The organism is Yokenella regensburgei (genome assembly GCF_051486985.1).
GTDB lineage: Bacteria > Pseudomonadota > Gammaproteobacteria > Enterobacterales > Enterobacteriaceae > CBFFRJ01.
In genome coordinates, this window is record NZ_JAHVDV010000008.1 from 101,245 (window position 1) to 123,209 (window position 21,965).

Annotated in this window: 23 protein-coding genes and 1 other RNA gene; 10 read left to right on the plus strand and 14 right to left on the minus strand. The window is 53.1% G+C overall.

All coding sequences use genetic code 11. From position 1 onward, the window contains the following. Positions 1 to 9: 9 nt before the first annotated feature. A complete protein-coding gene (locus tag KXR87_RS08125) occupies positions 10 to 405 on the minus strand; it encodes a YraN family protein (RefSeq protein ID WP_437431755.1) in 396 nt (131 codons plus the stop codon). Continuing rightward, a complete protein-coding gene (locus KXR87_RS08130) occupies positions 363 to 2,462 on the minus strand; it encodes a penicillin-binding protein activator (protein ID WP_437431756.1) in 2,100 nt (699 codons plus the stop codon). The genes KXR87_RS08125 and KXR87_RS08130 overlap by 43 nt, the downstream gene beginning before the upstream one ends. 62 nt (positions 2,463 to 2,524) lie before the next feature. Here KXR87_RS08130 and rsmI point away from each other — a divergent pair, with 62 nt between their 5' ends. Beyond that, positions 2,525 to 3,388 carry a 16S rRNA (cytidine(1402)-2'-O)-methyltransferase gene (rsmI, locus tag KXR87_RS08135; RefSeq protein ID WP_437431757.1) on the plus strand — a complete coding sequence of 288 codons (864 nt, stop codon included), beginning with the start codon at positions 2,525 to 2,527 and terminating at the stop codon, positions 3,386 to 3,388. A gap of 107 nt (positions 3,389 to 3,495) precedes the next feature. Here rsmI and garD read toward each other — a convergent pair whose 3' ends face one another. Further along, positions 3,496 to 5,067, minus strand: a complete 1,572-nt coding sequence (gene garD, locus KXR87_RS08140) for a galactarate dehydratase (protein ID WP_437431758.1) — start codon at positions 5,065 to 5,067, stop codon at positions 3,496 to 3,498. A gap of 421 nt (positions 5,068 to 5,488) precedes the next feature. Between garD and KXR87_RS08145 the strand changes: the two genes are divergently transcribed. From KXR87_RS08145 to KXR87_RS08180, 8 genes are all read left to right on the plus strand, one after another. After that, a complete protein-coding gene (locus KXR87_RS08145; RefSeq protein ID WP_437431759.1) occupies positions 5,489 to 6,820 on the plus strand; it encodes an MFS transporter in 1,332 nt (443 codons plus the stop codon). 28 nt (positions 6,821 to 6,848) lie between these two features. Further along, positions 6,849 to 7,619, plus strand: coding sequence for a 2-dehydro-3-deoxyglucarate aldolase (gene garL / locus KXR87_RS08150; protein WP_437431760.1), 771 nt, complete (start codon positions 6,849 to 6,851; stop codon positions 7,617 to 7,619). Between the two features lie 35 nt (positions 7,620 to 7,654). Continuing rightward, complete coding sequence (gene garR, locus KXR87_RS08155; protein ID WP_437431761.1) at positions 7,655 to 8,545, plus strand: 2-hydroxy-3-oxopropionate reductase; 891 nt, start codon at positions 7,655 to 7,657, stop codon at positions 8,543 to 8,545. A gap of 121 nt (positions 8,546 to 8,666) precedes the next feature. After that, positions 8,667 to 9,812, plus strand: a complete 1,146-nt coding sequence (garK, locus tag KXR87_RS08160) for a glycerate 2-kinase (RefSeq protein WP_437431762.1) — start codon at positions 8,667 to 8,669, stop codon at positions 9,810 to 9,812. Positions 9,813 to 9,844: 32 nt separating this feature from the next. Further along, positions 9,845 to 10,222: RNase P RNA component class A (gene rnpB / locus KXR87_RS08165), an RNA gene on the plus strand. A 711-nt stretch (positions 10,223 to 10,933) separates the two neighbouring features. Next, entirely contained in the window at positions 10,934 to 11,332 is a 399-nt protein-coding gene (locus KXR87_RS08170; protein ID WP_437431763.1) for a YybH family protein, read from the plus strand. A 398-nt stretch (positions 11,333 to 11,730) separates the two neighbouring features. Continuing rightward, the gene (locus KXR87_RS08175; RefSeq protein WP_437431764.1) at positions 11,731 to 13,062 is read left to right on the plus strand and encodes a hypothetical protein; all 1,332 of its coding nucleotides are present in this window, start codon (positions 11,731 to 11,733) and stop codon (positions 13,060 to 13,062) included. Positions 13,063 to 13,086: 24 nt separating this feature from the next. Then, positions 13,087 to 14,397 (plus strand): serine dehydratase subunit alpha family protein, encoded by a 1,311-nt coding sequence (locus tag KXR87_RS08180; protein ID WP_437431765.1) that lies wholly within the window; start codon positions 13,087 to 13,089, stop codon positions 14,395 to 14,397. A 57-nt stretch (positions 14,398 to 14,454) separates the two neighbouring features. Here the strand turns inward: KXR87_RS08180 and KXR87_RS08185 are convergent, their stop codons facing one another. Together KXR87_RS08185 and KXR87_RS08190 are read right to left on the minus strand one after the other, a co-directional pair. Further along, the gene (locus tag KXR87_RS08185; protein WP_437431766.1) at positions 14,455 to 14,613 is read right to left on the minus strand and encodes a hypothetical protein; all 159 of its coding nucleotides are present in this window, start codon (positions 14,611 to 14,613) and stop codon (positions 14,455 to 14,457) included. 19 nt (positions 14,614 to 14,632) lie between these two features. Further along, positions 14,633 to 15,334 (minus strand): pirin family protein, encoded by a 702-nt coding sequence (locus KXR87_RS08190; RefSeq protein WP_437431767.1) that lies wholly within the window; start codon positions 15,332 to 15,334, stop codon positions 14,633 to 14,635. 107 nt (positions 15,335 to 15,441) lie between these two features. Between KXR87_RS08190 and KXR87_RS08195 the strand changes: the two genes are divergently transcribed. Continuing rightward, on the plus strand, positions 15,442 to 16,338 hold the full coding sequence (locus tag KXR87_RS08195; protein ID WP_437431768.1) for a LysR family transcriptional regulator: 897 nt from the start codon (positions 15,442 to 15,444) through the stop codon (positions 16,336 to 16,338). A 186-nt stretch (positions 16,339 to 16,524) separates the two neighbouring features. Here the strand turns inward: KXR87_RS08195 and KXR87_RS08200 are convergent, their stop codons facing one another. From KXR87_RS08200 to exuR, 9 genes are all read right to left on the minus strand, one after another. Then, the gene (locus KXR87_RS08200; RefSeq protein WP_437431769.1) at positions 16,525 to 17,511 is read right to left on the minus strand and encodes a glutathione S-transferase family protein; all 987 of its coding nucleotides are present in this window, start codon (positions 17,509 to 17,511) and stop codon (positions 16,525 to 16,527) included. 76 nt (positions 17,512 to 17,587) lie between these two features. Further along, the gene (locus tag KXR87_RS08205; RefSeq protein ID WP_437431770.1) at positions 17,588 to 17,980 is read right to left on the minus strand and encodes a DoxX family protein; all 393 of its coding nucleotides are present in this window, start codon (positions 17,978 to 17,980) and stop codon (positions 17,588 to 17,590) included. A 269-nt stretch (positions 17,981 to 18,249) separates the two neighbouring features. Further along, positions 18,250 to 18,543 (minus strand): YqjK-like family protein, encoded by a 294-nt coding sequence (locus KXR87_RS08210; RefSeq protein WP_437431771.1) that lies wholly within the window; start codon positions 18,541 to 18,543, stop codon positions 18,250 to 18,252. Then, positions 18,540 to 18,938 (minus strand): phage holin family protein, encoded by a 399-nt coding sequence (locus KXR87_RS08215; RefSeq protein ID WP_437431772.1) that lies wholly within the window; start codon positions 18,936 to 18,938, stop codon positions 18,540 to 18,542. Before KXR87_RS08215 ends, KXR87_RS08210 begins: the two co-directional genes overlap by 4 nt. A gap of 2 nt (positions 18,939 to 18,940) precedes the next feature. After that, on the minus strand, positions 18,941 to 19,246 hold the full coding sequence (locus tag KXR87_RS08220) for a DUF883 family protein (RefSeq protein WP_437431773.1): 306 nt from the start codon (positions 19,244 to 19,246) through the stop codon (positions 18,941 to 18,943). Positions 19,247 to 19,284: 38 nt separating this feature from the next. Continuing rightward, a complete protein-coding gene (locus KXR87_RS08225; protein ID WP_437431774.1) occupies positions 19,285 to 19,653 on the minus strand; it encodes a DUF1090 domain-containing protein in 369 nt (122 codons plus the stop codon). A 145-nt stretch (positions 19,654 to 19,798) separates the two neighbouring features. Continuing rightward, entirely contained in the window at positions 19,799 to 20,182 is a 384-nt protein-coding gene (mzrA, locus tag KXR87_RS08230; RefSeq protein ID WP_437431775.1) for an EnvZ/OmpR regulon moderator MzrA, read from the minus strand. Position 20,183: 1 nt separating this feature from the next. Beyond that, positions 20,184 to 20,846: a DedA family general envelope maintenance protein YqjA gene (gene yqjA / locus KXR87_RS08235; RefSeq protein WP_437431776.1), complete on the minus strand. Its 663-nt coding sequence runs from the start codon at positions 20,844 to 20,846 to the stop codon at positions 20,184 to 20,186. A gap of 339 nt (positions 20,847 to 21,185) precedes the next feature. Beyond that, complete coding sequence (exuR, locus tag KXR87_RS08240; RefSeq protein WP_437431777.1) at positions 21,186 to 21,962, minus strand: transcriptional regulator ExuR; 777 nt, start codon at positions 21,960 to 21,962, stop codon at positions 21,186 to 21,188. Between the last annotated feature and the right edge of the window lie 3 nt (positions 21,963 to 21,965).

The following is a 21,965-nucleotide window of genomic DNA, read 5'->3' on the forward strand; positions in this document are numbered from 1 at the left end:
TTTCAGTCATTATGAGCGGTCAGTAAAGGCATTCTGTATCCACTCAACGTCATTTCCGGTGAAGGCTACCACATCAAACCGGCAATCCACAGTGTCAAAACTCCCATTATGCCGGGCGAGCCACCATTGAGCCGTATGCAGTAACTTACGCTGTTTAGCCGGGGTTACGCTGCCTGCCGCACCGCCAAACCGCGCTGATTTACGATAACGTACTTCCACGAACACCGTGGTTATGCTGTCCTGCATAATCAGGTCAATCTCGCCGCCGCGCTCGCGCACATTGGCGGCGATAAAACGCAATCCCTTGCGCTCCAGCCAGCCACGCGCGCGAACTTCCCACGCGTCGCCGGTCTGTTTAGAGGTCAACTGGCCGGGACGATTTGCCCCTGCTGGTATTTGAGCCATGATAACTTCCTGTTAATCACGCATTCCTGAGTAGCGGTAAGATCGCCGGTGTTGCCGTTAATTTCGAAGCCCGGCACCTGACGCATTTGGGAGAAATGGTTTGCCAGCGTCCAGGCGTCGGCACCCATTGCATAGAGACGCGCCAGCGAATAATCGTTATTCACCTGGCTCAGCGCCTGTTGCATCAGCGCCGGGTTGCTACCTGCCAGCATCGGGATCTCGCTAAACTGTAAGCCCTCCATCTCAAGACGGAAGTCCGGGCCCGCTCCACCCTGTGCGCTGCGAGAGCTGGCGTAGAGAATAATACCGCTCTGGCTGCCGGTACGCATGGCAATCATCGGTTTAATCAGCGCCATTTCATCCCTGGTTGCAACAATATAAACCCCATCGACTTTGCCGCCGCCGGTGATTTGCGCATCCGTTGGCGGAGCCGGGATAGTCAGGCCGCCTACGGTCACGCCCTGTTGTTGCGGGAGGCTTGCTGTAACCGGGCTGCCGGTCATGGCAATACCCGAGCCGCCGTTGATCCCCATTCTCAGCTCAGCCTGGGACCCCAGTTTCTGTTGCAGAACGATACCGCCACCCAGTTTCTGCCACTCCTGCGCAAAGGCCGTGGCAACACGGTCTCCCAGGCTGCTGCGGGGCACCAGCAGCAGCGGTGACTGACGGCCCTGATCGTGCATATGACGTGCGGCATCACGCGCTTCATCTTCCGGGGAAAGGGCGTAGTAACAGATGTTCGCTCTGTTCTCGACCTTTTCAGGTTGGTTGAGTGCCAGTACGTTGAGGCTTGTCTGGCTGCGCATCAGCTCTTCGACATGGTTTTTCAGCAACGGACCAACCACCATGCTGGCGCCGTCCTGCTGAACCTGATTAAGGATCTGATTGAGCGGCTGACTGCTGGTGTCGTAGATTTTCAGCGACGATGAGGTAGTAGCAGGTGTTGTCGCAACGGCCGGCGTGGCTGCCGGTTGAGGGGCCGGGGCGGTATTCGCTGGCTCAGCCGGTGCACTCTGAACAGGCTGAGCGTTTTGTTCCGCTTGCTGCGACTGTGGTGCGGTCACGGGCTCTTGCGTTTGCGGGCTTGTGAGATCGTTAACGTTGGTTTGTGCCGGGCTTACCACATCGGTGGTGGCGTTCACATTAGCAGCCTGGGCAGACTGAACGGGAACGGCTGGGCCAGAAACGGACGTTGCGCCATTTTTCGCGGCCTCAAAACCCTGCTGAATCGCGCGCCCAAAAACGGCAGCCTGACCATTCAACGGCAACAGCAAAGCGATTTGATTTACTGATGCGGGACGGAAATTTTGCACGTTAGCCAGCTGGCTCGGCAGCATCTGCGCGCCAGGGTTATGCGGATAACGTTGCTGCCAGTCAGCAATGCCAGCTTTCAGCATAGTGGGATCGTTACGGTTATCGAACCAGACGCGCTGCAGATCCAGCCAGCCTTGCAGTACGTTCTCGTCAGCGTTAATGACCAGTTTCCTCGCGTCATCTGACGTCATGGACGAGAGCGCCTGCCAGGTGGCATCGATGTTCTTCTGTTTTTCCGCCGGGGTGGTGAGCAGCGGTTGCCGGGCAATCAACGCACGAAAGAGTGTTAAAGAGGGTCTGCCCTGAGAGGCAGTAATGCCAATTTGCCAGTAACGCGCCTGCTGATTGTTATCAAGACTGGTGGGATCGAGATTTGCCAGCAGCGCCTGTGCGCCCTTAACATCTTTCTGAGACAGCTTAAGCTCGGCGGCCAGAAGTGATTGTTCATGGCGTTGAGCATCGTCCAGATCCTGCGGTAGCTGGGCAAACAGTTCGCTTGCGTGCTGAGTTTTGCCTTCTTTAATGAGTGCACGAATGGCGAGTAATTGCCAGTTGGTCTTGCTATCATCTGCGCTTTGCTGCATCTGGTGCAGGTAGTAACCCGAATCGGCTTGCGCGCTGCCCTGCATATGCGCATCGCTCTGGTCGTGAGTTTGGGTGCCGCAGCCTGCGAACAGCAGAGCGGCCAGCACGACAGGCAGGCAGCGCAAGGCTTTTGAACGTAGAAATGTTGACGGTAGCATTCTGTATCCAGTGATATTTTTTACGCAATGCTCAATATTAAATCGGCAATACGGATAGAACAATGAAACAACACGAATCAGCGGACAATTCTCAGGGCCAGCTCTATATTGTCCCCACGCCCATTGGCAATCTGGGGGACATCACCCAGCGTGCGCTTACCGTATTGCAGGATGTCGATCTGATTGCCGCTGAAGATACCCGCCATACCGGATTATTGCTCCAGCATTTTGCCATCAACGCACGCCTGTTCGCGCTGCATGATCATAATGAGCAACAAAAAGCCGATACGCTGCTGGCAAAGCTGCAAGAGGGGCAGAACATTGCCCTGGTCTCTGACGCGGGCACGCCGCTGATTAATGACCCTGGTTATCACCTTGTGCGCACCTGCCGCGAAGCGGGCATCCGTGTTGTGCCGCTACCAGGCCCCTGCGCCGCCATTGCTGCGCTCAGTGCTGCCGGTTTGCCGTCTGACCGTTTCTGCTACGAAGGCTTCTTGCCCGCTAAATCCAAAGGCCGTCGGGATGCCTTGAAAGCCATTGAAACTGAACCACGTACCCTGATTTTTTATGAGTCCACCCACCGCCTGCTGGAAAGCCTGGAAGATATCGTGACGGTGCTGGGGGAAGGGCGTTACGTCGTTCTGGCCCGTGAGCTGACCAAAACCTGGGAATCCATTTACGGTGCCCCGGTTGGCGAACTGCTGGCGTGGGTCAAAGAGGATGAGAACCGTCGTAAAGGCGAGATGGTGCTGATTGTCGAAGGGCATAAAGCGCAAGAAGAAGCACTGCCTGCCGATGCCCTGCGCACCCTGGCGTTGCTGCAGGCCGAGTTGCCTTTGAAAAAGGCGGCGGCGCTGGCGGCGGAAATTCACGGTGTGAAGAAAAACGCGCTCTATAAGTACGCCCTGGAGCAGCAGGGCGAGTAAGGTATCTGTATCTCGTCAGCCATGCCTGTTTGCAACGCTGATTCAGCCATAAAAAAAGCATGGCCGGAGCCATGCTAAAAATACGATGAGATTTTTATAATGATGAATCAGGTCACCGGAGCAGGGTTGAACACCGCCAGCTGGTTGTGCAGACCCCATTGATCCGAGAAAGTTTTCTTACGGCCACTCGCCACATCCAGGATGAAGTGGAACAGTTTCCAGCCCACATCCTCGATGGACTCTTCGCCTGTTGCGATTGTGCCCGCGTTAATGTCCATCAGGTCAAACCAGCGGTTGGCCAGTTCAGTACGGGTCGCCATCTTGATGACCGGCACCGCCATCAGGCCATACGGTGTACCGCGACCGGTCGTGAAGACCTGAACGGTGATACCGGAAGCCACCTGCTGCGTACCACAGACGAAGTCACTCGCCGGGGTTGCTGCATAAATTAAGCCTCGTTTGGTCGGGCGTTGGCCCGGCGAGAGCACTTCAACAATGGCGCTTTTGCCGGATTTGGCGATAGAGCCCAGCGCTTTTTCCACCACGTTAGCCAGACCGCCTTTTTTGTTCCCCGGAGAAGGGTTGGCGCTACGGTCAGTTTTACCCATGTCCAGGTAGTTGTCGTACCAGGCCATCTCTTCGAGCAGGCGTTTACCGACTTCTTCCGTTTCCGCACGTGGCGTCAGCAGATGGATAGCATCGCGCACTTCGGTCACTTCAGAGAACATCACGGTCGCACCGCAGCGCACAAACAAGTCTGAGGCAAAACCGACTGCCGGGTTGGCGGTCACGCCGGAGAACGCATCGCTCCCCCCACATTGGGTGCCTACGACCAGCTCAGACGCCGGGCAGGTTTCGCGCTTACGCTGATTGAGTTTCGCCAGGTGACGTTCAGCCACTTGCAGAATGTCATCCACCATAGAGCGAAAGCCCACGTGATGTTCGTCCTGCAGACGCACAATACTTGCGCTGTCCACCGGAATAGCCTGCACATCATCGGTGCCCTGCAACAGGCGCTCCGGTTGCAGTTTTTCACAGCCAAGACCGATAACCATCACTTCGCCACCGAAGTTCGGGTTCAGCGAAATGTTATGAATGGTACGGATTGGCACCACGGCTGCCGGAGCGTTAATGGCCACACCACATCCGTAAAGATGGTTCAGACCGACCACGCCATCGACGTTCGGGTATTTAGGCAGCAGGTCGCGTTCGATGATTTTCACCACATAGTCAACCACGCCAGCTACGCAATGCACGCTGGTGGTGATGCCGAGGAGGTTTTTAGTACCGACGCTGCCGTCCGCGTTGCGGTAGCCTTCAAAGGTATAGCCTTCCAGTGGCGGCAGTGCTTCTGGCACTTTAGTCGCTAAAGGTAACGTATTCAGTGGTGGTGCTTTGGGCAGCTCAACTGTGGATTCGTCGATCCAGCTACCACGCGCAATATCACGTACCGCATAGCCGATGACTTCACCGTAACGAATGATCTCACCGTGATGTGGAATATCTACCAGCGCAACTTTATGGCCTTGCGGGATGTGTTCAATTAACTCTAACCCGTCCGGGAAACGTGTTCCCGCTTTCAAACCATTGTCATTAACGATGATCGCGACGTTGTCGGTCTCATGTACTTTAATATAAAACGCCGTAGGCGACTGCTGTCTAATTTCAATGTCGGCCATTGTCAGATAATCTCCAGCTAACTGTACGATGCATTACTCAAAAGAAATAAAGTAGAAACGACTCTGTAATTTTCAGAAATTAAAACCTCGTTCGATGAAATAAGAATGTCAGGAGTTCAAATATTAAAATGTGATCTAAATCACTTATTTTTGCGATTGCCCGTCCCGTCTGGGGGGTAATAGTAAGATCTGTGCATCAGCGCCCAGGCGTATGTGCATATGCTCAAAATAATCTTGTTCTCTCCTGTCAAAATTGAGCAACAACCCAATGCACGGGCGTTGGACGATGATTATACTGAGCAGTAATAAATTTGAATATGCCCTTACCTGATAATTCGCTGCGAACGCTTATTAATAAGTCAGGTAACTCACACATTAAAATAATTAAATTTCTAAATTAAGAAGTGCCTGAGGTGTTCCTATGTCTGTACAAAATAACATTGAAGTGAAACGGAGTATTCCAACCCGCTATTTAATATTGCTGATTATATTTATCGTAACAGCAATTAACTACGCGGATCGTGCAACACTTTCTATTGCAGGAACGGATGTGGCGAAGGAGTTGCAGCTGGACTCAGTCTCCATGGGGTATATCTTTTCTGCGTTTGGCTGGGCCTATCTGCTGATGCAGATTCCAGGCGGCTGGCTGCTTGACCGTTTTGGCTCTAAAAGAGTGTATACCTATAGCCTCTTTTTCTGGTCTCTCTTTACCTTCCTGCAGGGCTTTGTTGATGTCTTCCCGATTGCGTGGGCTGGTATCTCCATGTTCCTGATGCGTTTTATGCTGGGCTTCTCTGAAGCGCCTTCCTTCCCGGCAAACGCCCGTATTGTGGCGGCCTGGTTCCCGGCGAAAGAGCGTGGAACGGCATCCGCCATTTTTAACTCTGCGCAGTACTTCTCTCTGGCGCTGTTCTCTCCACTGCTGGGTTATCTGACCTTTGCCTGGGGCTGGGAACATGTGTTTACCGTAATGGGTGCAATGGGCTTCGTACTGACCGCCATCTGGGTTAAGTACATGCATAACCCTACTGACCATCCTCGCATGAGCCGTGAGGAGCTGGATTACATTTCAGCCAATGGCGCAGTCGTCGATATGGATCACAAGAAAACCGACGGCGGCCAGAAAGGCCCGAAACTGGATTACATCAAGCAGCTTTTGTCTAACCGCATGATGCTTGGCGTGTTCTTTGGTCAGTACTTCCTGAACACCATTACCTGGTTCTTCCTGACATGGTTCCCTATCTACCTGGTGCAGGAGAAAGGGATGTCGATTCTGAAAGTGGGATTCGTTGCCTCCATCCCAGCGCTCTGCGGCTTTGGTGGCGGTGTGTTAGGCGGCCTCTTCTCTGACTACCTTATCAAGCGCGGTCACTCTTTGACCGTTGCTCGTAAGCTGCCGATTGTGCTGGGGATGCTGCTGGCTTCCAGCATCATTCTGTGTAATTACACTGATAACACCGTGCTGGTCATCGCGCTGATGGCGCTGGCATTCTTCGGAAAAGGCTTTGGCGCGTTGGGCTGGCCTGTTATCTCCGATGTCGCACCGAAAGAAATAGTCGGTCTGTGCGGCGGCGTGTTTAACGTGTTCGGTAATGTGGCGTCCATTGTTACTCCGTTAGCAATTGGATACATGGTCAAAGAGTTGCATTCTTTCAACGGTGCGTTGGTCTTTGTCGGCTGTTCGGCCCTGATGATGATGGTGTGCTACCTGTTCGTGGTCGGCGACATCAAACGTATGGAATTGAAAAAGTAAGCAACGACAAATTTTTAAGGTGCAAAAGATGAGTAACGATATTTTCCCGAACAAATTTAAGGCTGCACTGGCGGCTAATCAGGTTCAGATCGGTTGTTGGTCGGCGCTGGGCAGTCACATCAGTACCGAAGTTCTTGGGCTGGCAGGGTTTGACTGGCTGCTTCTGGACGGTGAACACGCCCCTAACGACGTGCTCTCTTTTGTACCGCAGTTGATGGCGCTGAAAGGCAGTACAAGCGCGCCGGTCGTGCGTATTCCGACCAACGATCCGATTGTATTCAAACGTCTGCTGGATATCGGTTTTTATAATTTCCTCGTGCCGTTCGTGGAAACGGCTGAAGAAGCGGCAAGCGCGGTGTCTGCTACCCGCTATCCGCCAGAAGGTATTCGCGGTGTGTCTGTATCTCACCGGGCCAACATGTTCGGTACCGTGCCGGATTACTTTGCACAGTCGAACAAGAACATCACCATCATCGTGCAGATCGAAAGTCAGCAGGGCGTGGATAACCTCGACGCCATCCTCGAAACCGAGGGCGTTGACGGTGTATTCGTTGGTCCGAGCGATCTTGCCGCCACCCTGGGTTACATCGGTAATGCTGCGCACCCGGAAGTCCAGCGCACCATTCAACACATTTTTGCCCGTGCAAAAGCACATGGCAAACCGAGCGGTATCCTGGCCCCTGTCGAAGCTGATGCGCGCCGTTATCTGGAATGGGGCGCGACCGTTGTTGCCGTTGGCAGCGATCTGGGCGTGTTCCGCGCTGGCACGCAGCGACTGGCTGATACCTTTAAAAAATAATCACACCACCATTGAATAAAGAGAGAGACGCAATTATGACGATGAAAGTTGGTTTCATTGGCCTGGGTATCATGGGTAAACCAATGAGTAAAAACCTCATTAAAGCAGGTTACTCACTGGTGGTCTCTGACCGCAACAGCGACGTGGTTGCCGAACTGGTTGCCGCTGGCGCGCAATCTGCAACCAGCGCGAAGGCCATTGCAGAACAGTGTGATGTGATCATCACCATGCTGCCAAACTCCCCCCACGTGAAAGAGGTGGCGCTGGGTGAGGGTGGCATCGTGGAAGGGGCTAAACCTGGCACTGTTCTTATCGACATGAGTTCCATTGCGCCACTGGCCAGCCGTGAAATCAGCGAAGGCCTGAAAGCAAAAGGCATCGACATGCTGGATGCCCCGGTAAGTGGCGGCGAACCGAAAGCTATCGACGGCACCCTGTCCGTGATGGTTGGCGGTGACAAAGCGCTGTTCGACAAATACTACGATCTGCTGAAAGCGATGGCGGGTTCTGTGGTTCATACCGGTGATATCGGTGCGGGTAACGTCACCAAACTGGCAAACCAGGTCATCGTTGCGCTGAACATTGCTGCCATGTCTGAAGCGCTCTCACTGGCCACCAAAGCGGGCGTTAACCCGGAGCTGGTGTTTGAAGCCATCCGTGGTGGTCTGGCAGGCAGCACCGTGCTGGAAGCAAAAGCACCGATGGTACTGAACCGCAATTTCAAACCGGGCTTCCGTATCGATCTGCACATTAAAGATCTCTCCAATGCGCTGGATACCTCGCATGGTGTGGGCGCTCAGCTGCCGCTGACTGCTGCGGTGATGGAAATGATGCAGGCGCTGCGTGCTGATGGTCATGGCAACGACGACCATAGCGCTATCGCGTGCTACTACGAAAAACTGGCGAAAGTAGAGATCTCTCGCTAACAAGACGGGCGCGGCACCGCGCCCTGGATTTCTTATACGCCACCCTCATGGCAGGTAACAGATGTGTATCGCCACAAGAGGGGGGTGTATGCCTTGCGCGGCAATGTCAGGCTAATCAACTATGAAAATCGTAATCGCCCCAGACTCTTATAAAGAAAGCCTTTCTGCTACCGAAGTAGCCCAGGCGATAGAAAAAGGATTTCGGGAAATTTTCCCGGATGCTCAATACGTTTCAGTTCCGGTCGCGGACGGCGGTGAAGGAACGGTTGAGGCCATGATTGCCGCCACAAAAGGTACATTGCAAACCGCGAGTGTCACCGGTCCATTAGGTGAAACCGTTAACGCCAACTGGGGCATTTCCGGTGACGGAAAAACTGCCTTCATTGAAATGGCTGCGGCGAGCGGACTGGCACTCGTGCCTCCTGAGTTACGTAACCCCTTAATTACCACTTCGCGCGGCACCGGGGAACTTATTCTGCATGCGCTGGAACAGGGGGCAAAAAATATCATTATTGGCATTGGCGGCAGCGCCACGAATGACGGTGGAGCGGGCATGGTGCAGGCGCTGGGCGCCAGACTATGTGATGCAAACGGCACCGAGATCGGTAATGGCGGTGGCAGCCTGATGAGCCTGAACTCCATTGATATCGCCGGTCTGGATCCGCGCCTGAGTAGCTGCACTATTCGGGTGGCATGTGATGTAACCAACCCGCTCACCGGTGAGCAGGGCGCATCGCGTATTTTCGGGCCACAAAAAGGGGCGACGGAAGCGCTGATCGTCGAACTGGATCGCAACCTTAGCCACTACGCTGAGGTCATCAAAAAGTCGCTGAATGTCGATGTGAAAAATGTACCTGGCTCCGGCGCGGCGGGCGGTATGGGGGCGGCCTTAATGGCATTCCTTGGCGCAGAGTTGCGTAGCGGCATCGAAATTGTCACCCAGGCGCTGAATCTGGAAGAGCATATCCATGACTGCACCCTGGTGGTGACCGGCGAGGGTCGTATCGACAGCCAGAGCATCCACGGCAAAGTGCCGGTGGGGGTAGCCAATGTGGCGAAAAAATACCACAAGCCGGTGATTGGTATTGCCGGTAGCCTGACGCGTGATGTCGGCGTTGTTCACCAGTATGGTATCGATGCGGTGTTCAGCGTACTGACCAGCATCGGTACACTGGAAGAGGCGTTTCGCGGAGCCTTTGATAACATCTATCGCGCCTCACGCAATATTGCCGCCACTTTGCGGGTGGGCATGCTGACTGAGGGGTGACATCAGGGCGTAAACCTTCTATACTGCGCGCCGAAGCTGACCAGACAGTCGCCGCTTCGTCGTCGTCCTCCTTCGGGGGAGACGGGCGGAGGGGAGGAAAGTCCGGGCTCCATAGGGCAGGGTGCCAGGTAACGCCTGGGGGGGAAACCCACGACCAGTGCAACAGAGAGCAAACCGCCGATGGCCCACGCAAGTGGGATCAGGTAAGGGTGAAAGGGTGCGGTAAGAGCGCACCGCGCGGCTGGTAACAGTCCGTGGCACGGTAAACTCCACCCGGAGCAAGGCCAAATAGGGGTTCACAAGGTACGGCCCGTACTGAACCCGGGTAGGCTGCTTGAGCCAGTGAGCGATTGCTGGCCTAGATGAATGACTGTCCACGACAGAACCCGGCTTATCGGTCAGCTTCGAACTTTTCAGGTCAAAACCCGCTTCGGCGGGTTTTTGCTTTTGTATCGTCTGAAAAGTTGAATGGCTGTCCAACGACGTTTTTTACGAAAAGAAAGCGGCTTATCGGTCAGTTTCGACTCTATTCAGGCAAAAACCCGCTTCGGTGGGTTTTTTTGCTTTTGTGTCCGGGGAAAACGTTGCCCGAAGGCCCATTCGCCCCCCTGGGGAGAGGGCTGGGGTGAGGGGAACATGCGGCTCTGATGGTCATTCCGTTCACCTTATATTCCTTACTTCTCTGTAGCTCCAGAACCCGTGAACGTGCCAGGGTGGTTCACCGCCACCCCCCTGGCGACCCGGGCTCCCGGCCAGGAAAATCGCCGCTTCGCGGTCCACGATGCTTAATCCTTCAGGCTTATCGGGGACGGGCGGAGGAAACCTCCCTGTAAAGCCGCCCTCGCCGCGCATCCCTGCGCGTCGCCCCGGCCCTACGGATACGCGTCGTCGATTTTCAGCCGGACCCTCTCATCGCGGTAACTGTTTTATTCTCATTGAGCAGTTTTATCGCTGTAAACGTGACATTACTGGGGCCCATTCGCCCCCTTGGGGAGAAGGCTGGGGTGAGGGGGAACATAGCACGCATCCTCCCCATTTCCGGTAGCTCAGCGCAACACGGCGTTACATCTCCTCGCAACCATGTTCTACTGACCTCACCAGGTAATAAACGGGAATCCGCTATGAGCTCGCACCCTTTACGGCAAATCATCGACGCCTGCGATAAGGCGATTTCAGCGAAAGACTACGACACGCTGCTGACCTATTACGCAGAAGATGCTGCTCTGGTCATCCGGCCCGGCATGATTGCCCGTGGCAAAGAGAACATCCGTAAAGCATTTATCGCCATCGCGGATTACTTCCAGGGAACGCTGGTGGTGGAACAAGGTGAGATGCAGGTGATTGAGGGGGCAGGCAACGCGCTCGTCATTATGGAGACGCTGCTGCGTTACCCGGACGGGAAAGGCGGCATGGTCGACACAACCCGGCGGGCGACCTATGTCTTTCGCGCTGAAGCCGATGGCCGCTGGTTATGTACGGTCGATAACTCCTACGGCACATCGTTGCTGGATAACCCATAAAGCGCGCACTGTCCCGGCGAAACCCGTATGGTTTTGAGGAGAGCCTGGAAGAGGGCGACCGCTACAGGTAAGCGTAAGCGATGCGCCACGGATTAAAGTAACGGTGGCACCAGGAAGAGTATCGATAGGTAACACCTTTTTCAGGGGACAGAAAATAGAGTGTTCTTTCGTTGTGATCTCGCTCAAAAATAGAATGAAAGGGTCTAAAAATTCTATTTTGTAGAAAATTTTTATTAATTCTGCCGTTGTATGGCATCGTTATTGTGAAGTTTTTCTCTTTCCCTGCGCGTATGATTTATTCATTCCAATAACTCGCCTGCATTTTTTTCGTGCCGCATATCGCCTTGTTGCGGAAACAAATAATAAAAATTTTTATTTTTACTTTGAGCGAAAATATTATGGATAAAGCAATAATTAATAATGGAACTATCAACGCATCAACTTCAGTTTATCGGGCGGGAATGACTGAAAGTGAATGGCGGGAAGCAATTAAATTCGACAGCACTGATACTGGTTGGGTTATTATGAGTATCGGCATGGCCATTGGTGCAGGGATCGTTTTTCTTCCGGTACAGGTTGGATTAATGGGGTTATGGGTATTTTTACTCTCCTCGGTTATTGGCTATCCGGCAATGTATCTTTTTCAACGTTTATTTATAAATACCCTGGCGGAATCTCCGGAGTGTAAAGATTACCCGAGCGTGATTAGTGGGTATCTGGGTAAAAACTGGGGTGTTCTGTTAGGCGCACTCTATTTTGTCATGCTGGTAATCTGGATGTTTGTCTATTCCACTGCTATTACCAACGACAGCGCCTCCTATCTGCAAACCTTCGGTGTCACGGAAGGCCTGCTCTCAGATAGCCCCTTCTATGGGCTGGTGCTGATCTGCATTCTGGTTGCCATCTCCTCACGCGGCGAAAAACTACTTTTTAAAATTTCGACCGGAATGGTATTAACCAAACTCCTGGTTGTTGCGGCATTAGGGTTATCAATGATTGGTATGTGGCATCTCTATAACATTGGGTCGCTGCCACCAGTCGCGCTGCTAATTAAAAATGCCATTATTACGCTACCCTTTACACTGACCTCGATCCTCTTTATTCAGACCCTAAGCCCAATGGTGATTTCTTACCGTTCACGTGAGAAATCTATTGAGGTTGCTCGTCATAAAGCCCTGCGGGCGATGAATGTTGCGTTTGGCATTCTGTTTGTCACCGTCTTCTTCTATGCCGTTTCATTTACTCTGGCGATGGGCCACGACGAAGCTGTAAAAGCCTACGAGCAGAATATTTCCGCGCTGGCAATTGCCGCGCAGTTTATTAGCGGAGCAGGCGCCGGATGGGTAAAAGTTGTCAGCGTAATCCTTAATATTTTCGCCGTCATGACGGCATTCTTCGGTGTCTATTTAGGTTTTCGCGAAGCCACCCAAGGGATTGTGATGAATATTCTGCGTCGCAATATGCCCGTCGAGAAAATTAAAGAAAAAACGGTACAGCGCGGCATCATGGTGTTCGCCATCCTGCTGGCCTGGAGCGCTATCGTTCTGAATGCACCTGTCCTGAGCTTCACTTCTATTTGTAGCCCCATTTTTGGCATGGTGGGATGCCTGATCCCGGCCTGGCTGGTCTATAAAGTTCCGGCACTGCATAAATACAAAGGCGCTTCTCTGTATCTGATTATCTTCACTGGTTTGCTGCTTTGCGTCTCGCCATTCCTGGCATTCGCTTAATCCCCTGAGAGTAAGGTTATTGTTATGGTCGAATCGACAATGAATCCGTTGTGGCAGCGTTTTATCCTGGCAGTCAAAGAGGAAGTAAAACCTGCGCTGGGATGTACGGAGCCCATTTCTCTGGCGCTGGCGGCTGCCGTGGCGGCGTCGGAAATTGAAGGGGAAATTGAGCGCATTGATGCCTGGGTTTCGCCAAACTTAATGAAAAATGGTATGGGCGTGACGGTGCCCGGCACCGGAATGGTCGGCTTGCCTGTCGCGGCGGCGCTCGGTGCCATCGGCGGTGATGGCAAAGCCGGACTGGAGGTGCTGAAAAGTGCTACTGAGCAGCAGATTGCGAAAGCGAAAGCGATGCTCAAAGCAGGACGGGTGACCGTCAAATTGCAGGAGCCCTGTGACGATATCCTTTTCTCTCGGGCCAAAGTTTACAGCACCAGCAGTTGGGCCTGCGTGACGATCGTTGGCGATCACACCAACGTTGTGCGGATCGAAACCAACAAAGCTGTAGTTTTTACCCGCGATAATTGTAGCCAGCAAACGACCCGGCCTTCGCCGCTCAGTGTGTTGTCGCAGACCTCGCTGGAGGAGATTCTGGCTTTCATCAATGCGGTGTCGTTCGATTCGATCCGCTTTATTCTTGAGGCGGCAAGGCTCAACGGGGCGCTCTCAGAGGAAGGGTTAAGCGGCCAGTGGGGGCTGCATATTGGCGCAACGCTGCAAAAGAAATGCACCAGCGGCCTGTTGTCTGACGATTTGCTCACTGCCATTCTCATCCGAACCAGCGCCGCCTCGGATGCCCGTATGGGTGGGGCAACGCTTCCTGCGATGAGTAATTCGGGGTCCGGCAATCAGGGTATTGTCGCAACAATGCCGGTAATGGTAGTGGCGGAACATGTTGGCGCGGATGAGGAGCGGCTGGCGCGTGCGTTGATGCTGTCGCATTTGTGCGCTATTTATATTCATCATCAGTTGCCACGTTTGTCCGCGCTTTGCGCGGCAACAACGGCAGCCATGGGCGCTGCGGCAGGTATGGCATGGCTAATGGGCGGCGGGTACAACACCCTCTCTATGGCAATAAGCAGCATGATTGGCGATATCAGCGGAATGATATGTGACGGCGCATCCAACAGTTGCGCAATGAAAGTCTCTACCAGCGCCTCTTCTGCCTGGAAAGCGGTGCTGATGGCGCTGGATGACTCCGCCGTCACCGGCAACGAAGGGATAGTGGCGAGCAACGTTGAGCAGTCTATCGCTAACTTGTGCTCGCTGGCCTGCCAGTCAATGCTGCAGACTGACCGGCAGATAATCGAAATCATGGCGAGGAAGGTTTCTTAATTCCGCAGCCTGGTCGATCATCGGAGGGCGCGAAGCGCGCATAAAAAAGGGGGCCTTTCAGGCCCTCTCTTCTTCTGCCAGCTTAAGGCTTGCGTCAGCGACGATGGCTTCCAGTTCGCTCAACATCTCTTCAAAGCTAAAGGGTTTGCTTGTTTTTGTTTTTTCCCGCTGGGCCCCGGAGGGCGTTGAATGACGCGTGCTGGTTAATGTGTGCATATTTACTCCTTTGACCGGCTCACACCGGTAAATCTATCAGCAAAGCGCGAAGCGGCGTATCGGCGACGAGCGTAACGTTAGCTTCATCACGAATAAATGCACCGTCTCCGCAGGTCAGCGCTTCTTTTGCCTCACACGGCGTTACCGCATGTACGGTGCCGTGGATTGATTGCAGGTACGCGCGCGGGCCATGTAACTGAAAACTCAGCGTTTCACCTTTTTGCAGCTCAATGTGGTGTACCCACACCTGCTGGCGTAGTTGCAGACTGTTTTCACTGCCATCCGGTGAGGCCAGTAACTGGCGTGGCTCCGGATGCACGGCGACTTTTTGCACCGTGGAATTTTCACGTTCAGGACAGGCATCAAGCCATAACTGAATACGGGTCAGGGACTTATCCTTACTCAGGTTATGCTCGCTATAGCTGATGCCAGGCTGAGTCGCAATCAGGATCGCCTCGCCTGCTTTAACCTGCACATGGTTGCCATCGCTGTCACGGTACTCCGCTTCGCCCTCGAGGATCAGATTAAGGATATCCACTTTAGGGTAGGTTCGCGGCTGGAACGATGCGCCAGGTGCGAGCACCTCCTGGTTCAGAACGCGTAAGGAGGCGTAGCCCAAAAGTTTCGGGTCAAAGTAATGTCCAAAGGAAAAGGTGTAGCGGGCCTGTAGCCAGCCGAAGTCGGCTTGACCGCATTGTTTGGCTGTTCGGGTAATAATCATAATTCTTGACCTCTCTTTACACTAAAACAATGGTAAAGGTATGGACGCTTCATTGTTAGCCAGATATTCTGCCCGGTATGTTCAAATTTCCTGAATGAGAACAAAAAATGGCGAAAGACAGGGCACTTACGCTCGAAGCGCTGCGCGTGATGGATGCAATCGACCGACGTGGTAGCTTTGCGGCAGCGGCAGATGAACTGGGGCGTGTACCCTCAGCACTCAGTTACACCATGCAAAAACTGGAAGAAGAGCTGGATGTGGTGCTGTTTGACCGCTCCGGTCATCGAACAAAATTTACGAATGTCGGGCGGATGCTGCTGGAGCGTGGTCGCGTTCTGCTGGAAGCTGCCGACAAACTGACAACAGATGCTGAAGCCCTGGCGCGCGGATGGGAAACTCACCTGACGCTGGTGACTGAAGCGCTGGTGCCTACGCATGAAATTTACCCACTGGTTGAGAAGCTGGCTAACAAAGCGAACACGCAACTTTCAATCATTACAGAAGTGCTGGCAGGTGCCTGGGAGCGGCTGGAGCAGGGGCGGGCCGATATTGTTATTGCGCCCGATATGCATTTTCGCTCCTCCTCAGAGATAAACTCCCGCAAGCTCTATAAGGTGCTGAATGTTTATGTCGCGGCCCCGGATCATCCCATTCACCAGGAGCCGGAACCACTCTCTGAGGTGACGCGTGTGAAATACCGCGGCGTGGCGGTGGCGGATACCGCCCGTGAGCGCCCGGTACTGACCGTGCAGCTGCTGGACAAACAGCCGCGACTCACCGTGAGCACCATCGAAGATAAACGTCAGGCGCTGCTGGCAGGGCTGGGTGTTGCTACCATGCCTTATCCGCTGGTTGAACAGGATATCGCTGAAGGGCGATTGCGCGTGGTCAGTCCGGAATACACCAGCGAAGTGGACATTATCATGGCCTGGCGACGTGACAGTATGGGGGAAGCGAAGGCGTGGTGCCTGCGCGAAATTCCAAAACTGTTCTCCGGAAAATAACCTCCCGACCTCATCCTTTATAAAGCCGCTTCCGGCATGGGCCCGAAGTGGTTTTCTTTATCCAGCCTCCTGCTGACCTACATACGCCAGCCGTATTCTCTCTTTTTTAGCGAATAGCAAAACGGACGGCAAAAAATAGCGTGCGGGGAGATTTTTCGGGCGCCGGTTAGCGCCCTGATGGGGAGATTATGAAAAGCGCATATCGCGCCCGTGGGGTTCATTCAGATCCTGCCACGGACCTACAGAAATAATGCCCGTCGGGTTGATGGTTTTATGGCTGCGGTAGTAGTGGTTGCGGATGTGCTCAACATTGACCGTCTCAGCGATACCCGGCATCTGATAAATATCGCGCAGATAGCCATACAGATTAAGGTAGTCACTGATGCGGTGCTTATCGCATTTAAAGTGGGTCACATACACCGGGTCAAAACGCACAAGCGTAGTCCACAGGCGAATATCGGCTTCGGTCAGTTGATCGCCCGTCAGGTAACGGTGCTGCCCCAGAATTTGTTCCAGCCGACCCAGTGATTCAAACACCTTTTCAACGGCTTCGTCGTAAGCCTGCTGACTGGTGGCAAAGCCAGCCTTGTAGACACCATTGTTAACATTGTCGTAGATCCAGCTGTTCAACTCATCTATCTGCGGGCGCAGCGCCACAGGATAATAATCGCCAGCGCGCGCACCAAGGGCATCGAAGGCGGTATTGAACATACGAATGATTTCAGCGGATTCGTTACTCACAATCGTGTGGTTCTGCTTGTCCCACAACACCGGGACCGTGACCCGACCCGTGTAGTGGGGGTCGGCATGCAGATAGAGCTGGTAGAGAAATTCGTGCTGATAAAGAGAATCTCCCGTAGCCGCACGGAAATTGTCATCAAAGGTCCAGCCATTCTCAAACATCAACGGATTGACGACCGAGACGGGCAGGAAGGATTCGAGCCCTTTCAGGGTACGCATAATAAGCGTGCGATGTGCCCAGGGGCAGGCGAGAGAAACATAGAGGTGATAACGGTCTTTTTCCGCAGCGAAGCCACTTTCACCGGAAGGACCGGCGCTGCCATCCGCCGTCAGCCAGTTGCGAAATGCCGAAACCGAGCGCTGGAAGCGTCCCCCCGTCGATTTGGTGTCATACCAGGTGTCGTGCCACACCCCATCAATCAGTTGTCCCATTCTGTTTCTCCTTTAAATGGCAAAAGCGAGGAGAGATCTCCTCGCTTTCTAATCTGTTCTTTTCAGTATAGAGCGCTTACCACTTTTTATTCAGTACGCGGTCGATGCTGAAAGCGCCTGGTCCGGTGATGGCCAGCAGCAGGAAACCGCCCGCGATGCTCAGGTTTTTCATGAACATCAGTGAGTTCATACCTTCTGCAAAGTTGCTGTGGAAGATGAATGCGGTCAGCAGCGTGAAGCCCGCAGTAAACAGCGCTGTGGTACGGGTCAGGAAACCAAACAGGATGGCCAGACCGCCGCCAAACTCAAGCAGAATAACCAGTGGCAGCATAAATCCGGGTACGCCCATCGCTTCCATGTACTGCTGCGTACCGGCATAACCAGAAATTTTGCCCCAGCCTGCGCTGATAAACAGAATGGGCATTAAAATACGAGCAACTAACAAACCAACATCTTCTAATTTTTTCATCTTTCTCTCCAGGGAACCTTAGTGGCCACAGCCGTTGTAAAGTGCGCATATATGGGCAAAAGCCGCATGTATGCTGTCAATGGAGAGGATAGTAAACGGGGCGGAGGGGGATTGTTAGCAAGGAAAACTGTCGAACTTCATCAAAGATTCTGAGTGAGTTATCACGGCATAAGAAGCGAAAAAGCGTGTTTCGGCTTTCGCGGCGTTCAGGGGAAGAGTGAGAAGAGGGCGAAAACCTCTGCAAGCAGGTTGCAGAGGCGATACCAGCGTTAACGACGTTGTTGATCAAGCGTAGATTTTACCAGCCGCCAGACGCTCCAGGCGCCAAGTCCACGCTTTGCAATGCGCATCAGGCGGTTAGGATGCCGTACACCCCATACTGCCATCAGGCTACTGCCTACCAGCGCCCAGGAACGCAGGCTAAGAAAAGTATTCCAGCCGCGGTCATAAGCACCGGTAGCATCAAGCCAGTCGCGGCGACAGGCGGTTAAATCGAGCCGCTGCTGCTGAATTTCACTGAGCAGCCGGGCTTTACGTTTTAAACGCTCGGCTTTCGTGCTCATGACTTGTCATCCTCCAGCAACGAACGATCGTTTGCCAGCTCCTGGCGCGTATGGCGCAGGATTGTAGACTGACGGGCTTTGCGTAACGTCCAGATACTACCAATAAGCGCACCGACCAGCAGTACCACGGTGGTGCCGATCATCACATTAAGGCGGTATTGAGGATCGATAGCCCAGATGATAAGCACCATCAGGCTCATCAGGCCAAACGCGGCGAACAGCATGGTAAACCCGACCATCAGCAGCAACTGAAAGAGGTTAGCCTTCTCCTCTTCCAGCTCCACCACTGCAAGCCGGAGACGCGTTTCCACCATTTCAACAACGATGGAAACCATGCGCTGCCCGATGCCCAAAACGCTTTTGGCAGGCCCTTGTGTTTGTCGTAGATCCGCCATAATCAACGACGCGTCAGCAGCACGCCTAACACGACACCAACGGCTGCACCGATCCCGACGCTGGTCCACGGGTTATCACGAACGTATTCGTCGGTTTTAGCCGCGGCTTCACGGGTCTGGCGGGCGATAATGTCGCTGGTTTCACCCAGACGATAACGGCTTTCCTGCAGGGCTTTTTCCGCTTTGCCGCGAAGTTTACTCAACTCTTCTTTCGATTTATCCCCGGAGGTGCTCAGCACTTCTTCCAGGGTATCCGCCAGGGATTTCAACTCAGCGCGCAAATAGTCTGTATTGGTATCTTTAGACATCGTTCTCTCCAGGTGAGTGAGTGTTAACTTCCATTAAATCAGTAGTCACGCGCCTCCAGCGCCTTAAGTTCAGACTCGGCCTCTTTCAGCTTGTGCTCGCGTTTACTTATTTTGTCCGCATCGCCTTTCTCTTTCGCCTCAGCTAAGTCCTGGCGACGCTCAGCAATCTCTTCTTTTTGCTCAGTGATCTTACGCTTATGGTCGGCGCGTAACTGGCTGTCAGAACAGTTGTCACGTACTTCGTGTAGCGCTTTGTTCAGCCCGTCAATACGGCTCTGATTGTTATGCTTTTCGGCGTAGCTGATTTCGCGCTGGATCTCGTTTTCCTTTTCCTGACAGAGGGAAACGGCCTGAGAAGCTGCGCTTAATGACAAAAGGGTTAACGCCAGTGCTATGCGATATTTCATCGTGAAACCTTCCATTGTTGGCTGGCGATAACCGGGAGCGCCAGCATTCCGTTGTTTTACGCGAACTCTGGTTCCATTTACTCAAGCATAGTAAGTAAAAGGCGAAAGCACCAAAGTGAGTGAAAAGATTCAGAATCCTGGAAGATTAACCGAATCGGTGGGTCGTATCACGCAGGCGTACCAGCCAGGCTGAGGCCTGACTGTCGTCATCCTGCAACGCAATGATGTAACCCTGGGGTAAGGTGCGGTCGAGCACTGCTTTTGCCGCAGCGCTCTGGCTGCTGGACTCAAACTTAATCAGTAAGGTGTCATTCAGTGGGGTGATACTTTTGAAATGAATGCCGTTTGCGTCCAGGTGGTGCCAGATAGAGAAGCCATCCGGCACGCTGACGTTTTGTGCTATCGGGCGTATGGCCAGTGTGGATTCCCGGTTTTGCAGCGTAACCCAGCCGTAAAACAGCATGCCAAAGAGTGCCACCGCAAACAGGCCCATAATCAGCCCGCGCACAAAGGGACGATGCAATTCCATATTAACCCCGGTTACCGTATTTTTTCTTCCACATCACGACGAGCGAGCCAATCAGCCCAATGACCAGTAGCGCGACAGGAAGCAGCATCAGACAGGACATGAGCTGATCTTCATATTTACGAAACACGGGCGTAATCCCCAGCAGGTAGCCCAGTGTTGTCAGTATCAGCACCCATAACAGCCCGCTCATCCAGTTAAAAAACTGGAAGCGCGCGTTATTAAGACCCGAGATCCCGGCAATAGTTGGTAGCAATGTACGAACAAAAGCAATAAAACGTCCCATCAGCAGCGCTGACAGGCCATGTTTATGAAAAAGATGATGTGCGCGCTGGTGATAATGGGCCGGCAAGTGTGAAAGCCAGTTTTGTACAATCCGCGTATTGCCAAGCCATCTGCCCTGTATATAGCTCAACCAGCATCCCAGACTCGCGGCGGTAGTAAGCAAAATTACCGTCTGCGGAAAGCCCATCGCACCTTTAGAAATCAGCACACCGACAAGAATCAGGAGGCTATCGCCGGGCAAAAAGGCTGCCGGAAGGAGGCCATTTTCCAGAAACAAAATGACAAACAAAACAAAATAGAGCATGCCTATCATGGACGGGTTAGCCAGGGTCTCAAAGTCCTGGCTCCAGAGGGCATGAAGTAATTGGCTTAAAAGTTCCATTCAAGATTCCTGGTACATCGGTTTACGTCACGTCGGTTACCCGTAAACAGCACGGCGAAATTATTAATCAGTACATTATGGTCGCTCGTGGCACATCTGCTGTCTGACTTTTGGTGACTAACGTAGTGAGCAAGTACTAACTCACGCAGAGACAAAATGCGTCTAATTGTAACAAATGCCGCTGTTCTGCGTCAGAGAAATTACGCATTGTCAGAAAATGATTTTGCTTGCGCAAGAGGGGTGAGGCGAGGGTATTTACACAGGCTGACACTCTATACTTTTTACTGACCCTGAAAGAGCGCCAGGCGCATCGGAGCGGTACGCCTGAAATAAGAGTGACTATTTTACGCCGTTCGCCGCAGCGTCGAGATGAACCACCGGGTTTTCAGCAAATAAGTAGCGGTCAGCGTTGAACTCAAAATCGTCGCTGGTTTCGTTGAAGAGCATCTGTTTGGTGTTTTCCAGATGTTGCCACATGGCGACTTTAGCACCATGAGGGTCTTTACGAATCAAAGCCTTAAGGATTTGATCGTGGTCATCACACCAGTTATCCACCGTGCGCAGATCGATATGGTCGTGCAGTTTCTTCCAGTACGGGTTATGCGTGCGCTGAGTCCACATCTTTTCAACAATGGCTGCCAGCGCGGTGTTCTGTGTCGCCAGGGCGACCTGCACGTGGAACTGGAGATCCCATTCGGAGTCGCGGAAGCATTTTTCTTTGCGCGCGTTATCCTGGATCTCCATCAGTTTCATGATGTCCTGCTTGGTGACCTGCGTCGCAGCAAATTCTGCAATATTACTTTCGATGAGCTGGCGCGCCTGAAGCAATTCAAACGGGCCGTAATTGGCAAATTCCAGATTCTCATCGGGGGCCTGTGAATAGCGCGCCTGGTTGGAGATAACGTGGATGCCGGAGCCTTTGCGGACCTCAACAAAGCCTTCCACCTCAAGCATGATAATCGCTTCACGAACCACGGTGCGGCTGACGCTTTTCTCTTCGGCAATAAAGCGTTCAGCTGGAAGTTTGTCACCCACGAGGTAAACACCTTGCTCAATACGGCTCTTCAGCTCAGCGGCAAGTTGTTGATACAAACGTCGTGATTCGGTGATTTCCATATG

Excerpts from the sequence above, each read along its gene's own strand:
- garR (WP_437431761.1), top strand. The coding sequence starts at position 7,655 with ATGACGATGAAAGTTGGTTTCATTGGCCTGGGTATCATGGGTAAACCA.
- KXR87_RS08130 (WP_437431756.1), bottom strand. The coding sequence starts at position 2,462 with ATGCTACCGTCAACATTTCTACGTTCAAAAGCCTTGCGCTGCCTGCCT.
- KXR87_RS08200 (WP_437431769.1), bottom strand. The coding sequence starts at position 17,511 with ATGGGACAACTGATTGATGGGGTGTGGCACGACACCTGGTATGACACC.
- KXR87_RS08190 (WP_437431767.1), bottom strand. The coding sequence starts at position 15,334 with ATGATTATTACCCGAACAGCCAAACAATGCGGTCAAGCCGACTTCGGC.
- KXR87_RS08175 (WP_437431764.1), top strand. The coding sequence starts at position 11,731 with ATGGATAAAGCAATAATTAATAATGGAACTATCAACGCATCAACTTCA.
- KXR87_RS08205 (WP_437431770.1), bottom strand. The coding sequence starts at position 17,980 with ATGAAAAAATTAGAAGATGTTGGTTTGTTAGTTGCTCGTATTTTAATG.
- rsmI (WP_437431757.1), top strand. The coding sequence starts at position 2,525 with ATGAAACAACACGAATCAGCGGACAATTCTCAGGGCCAGCTCTATATT.
- KXR87_RS08180 (WP_437431765.1), top strand. The coding sequence starts at position 13,087 with ATGGTCGAATCGACAATGAATCCGTTGTGGCAGCGTTTTATCCTGGCA.
- KXR87_RS08210 (WP_437431771.1), bottom strand. The coding sequence starts at position 18,543 with ATGAGCACGAAAGCCGAGCGTTTAAAACGTAAAGCCCGGCTGCTCAGT.
- garD (WP_437431758.1), bottom strand. The coding sequence starts at position 5,067 with ATGGCCGACATTGAAATTAGACAGCAGTCGCCTACGGCGTTTTATATT.
- KXR87_RS08195 (WP_437431768.1), top strand. The coding sequence starts at position 15,442 with ATGGCGAAAGACAGGGCACTTACGCTCGAAGCGCTGCGCGTGATGGAT.
- KXR87_RS08170 (WP_437431763.1), top strand. The coding sequence starts at position 10,934 with ATGAGCTCGCACCCTTTACGGCAAATCATCGACGCCTGCGATAAGGCG.
- KXR87_RS08225 (WP_437431774.1), bottom strand. The coding sequence starts at position 19,653 with ATGAAATATCGCATAGCACTGGCGTTAACCCTTTTGTCATTAAGCGCA.
- garL (WP_437431760.1), top strand. The coding sequence starts at position 6,849 with ATGAGTAACGATATTTTCCCGAACAAATTTAAGGCTGCACTGGCGGCT.
- KXR87_RS08145 (WP_437431759.1), top strand. The coding sequence starts at position 5,489 with ATGTCTGTACAAAATAACATTGAAGTGAAACGGAGTATTCCAACCCGC.
- KXR87_RS08185 (WP_437431766.1), bottom strand. The coding sequence starts at position 14,613 with ATGCACACATTAACCAGCACGCGTCATTCAACGCCCTCCGGGGCCCAG.
- KXR87_RS08215 (WP_437431772.1), bottom strand. The coding sequence starts at position 18,938 with ATGGCGGATCTACGACAAACACAAGGGCCTGCCAAAAGCGTTTTGGGC.
- yqjA (WP_437431776.1), bottom strand. The coding sequence starts at position 20,846 with ATGGAACTTTTAAGCCAATTACTTCATGCCCTCTGGAGCCAGGACTTT.
- exuR (WP_437431777.1), bottom strand. The coding sequence starts at position 21,962 with ATGGAAATCACCGAATCACGACGTTTGTATCAACAACTTGCCGCTGAG.
- KXR87_RS08125 (WP_437431755.1), bottom strand. The coding sequence starts at position 405 with ATGGCTCAAATACCAGCAGGGGCAAATCGTCCCGGCCAGTTGACCTCT.
- KXR87_RS08220 (WP_437431773.1), bottom strand. The coding sequence starts at position 19,246 with ATGTCTAAAGATACCAATACAGACTATTTGCGCGCTGAGTTGAAATCC.
- garK (WP_437431762.1), top strand. The coding sequence starts at position 8,667 with ATGAAAATCGTAATCGCCCCAGACTCTTATAAAGAAAGCCTTTCTGCT.
- mzrA (WP_437431775.1), bottom strand. The coding sequence starts at position 20,182 with ATGGAATTGCATCGTCCCTTTGTGCGCGGGCTGATTATGGGCCTGTTT.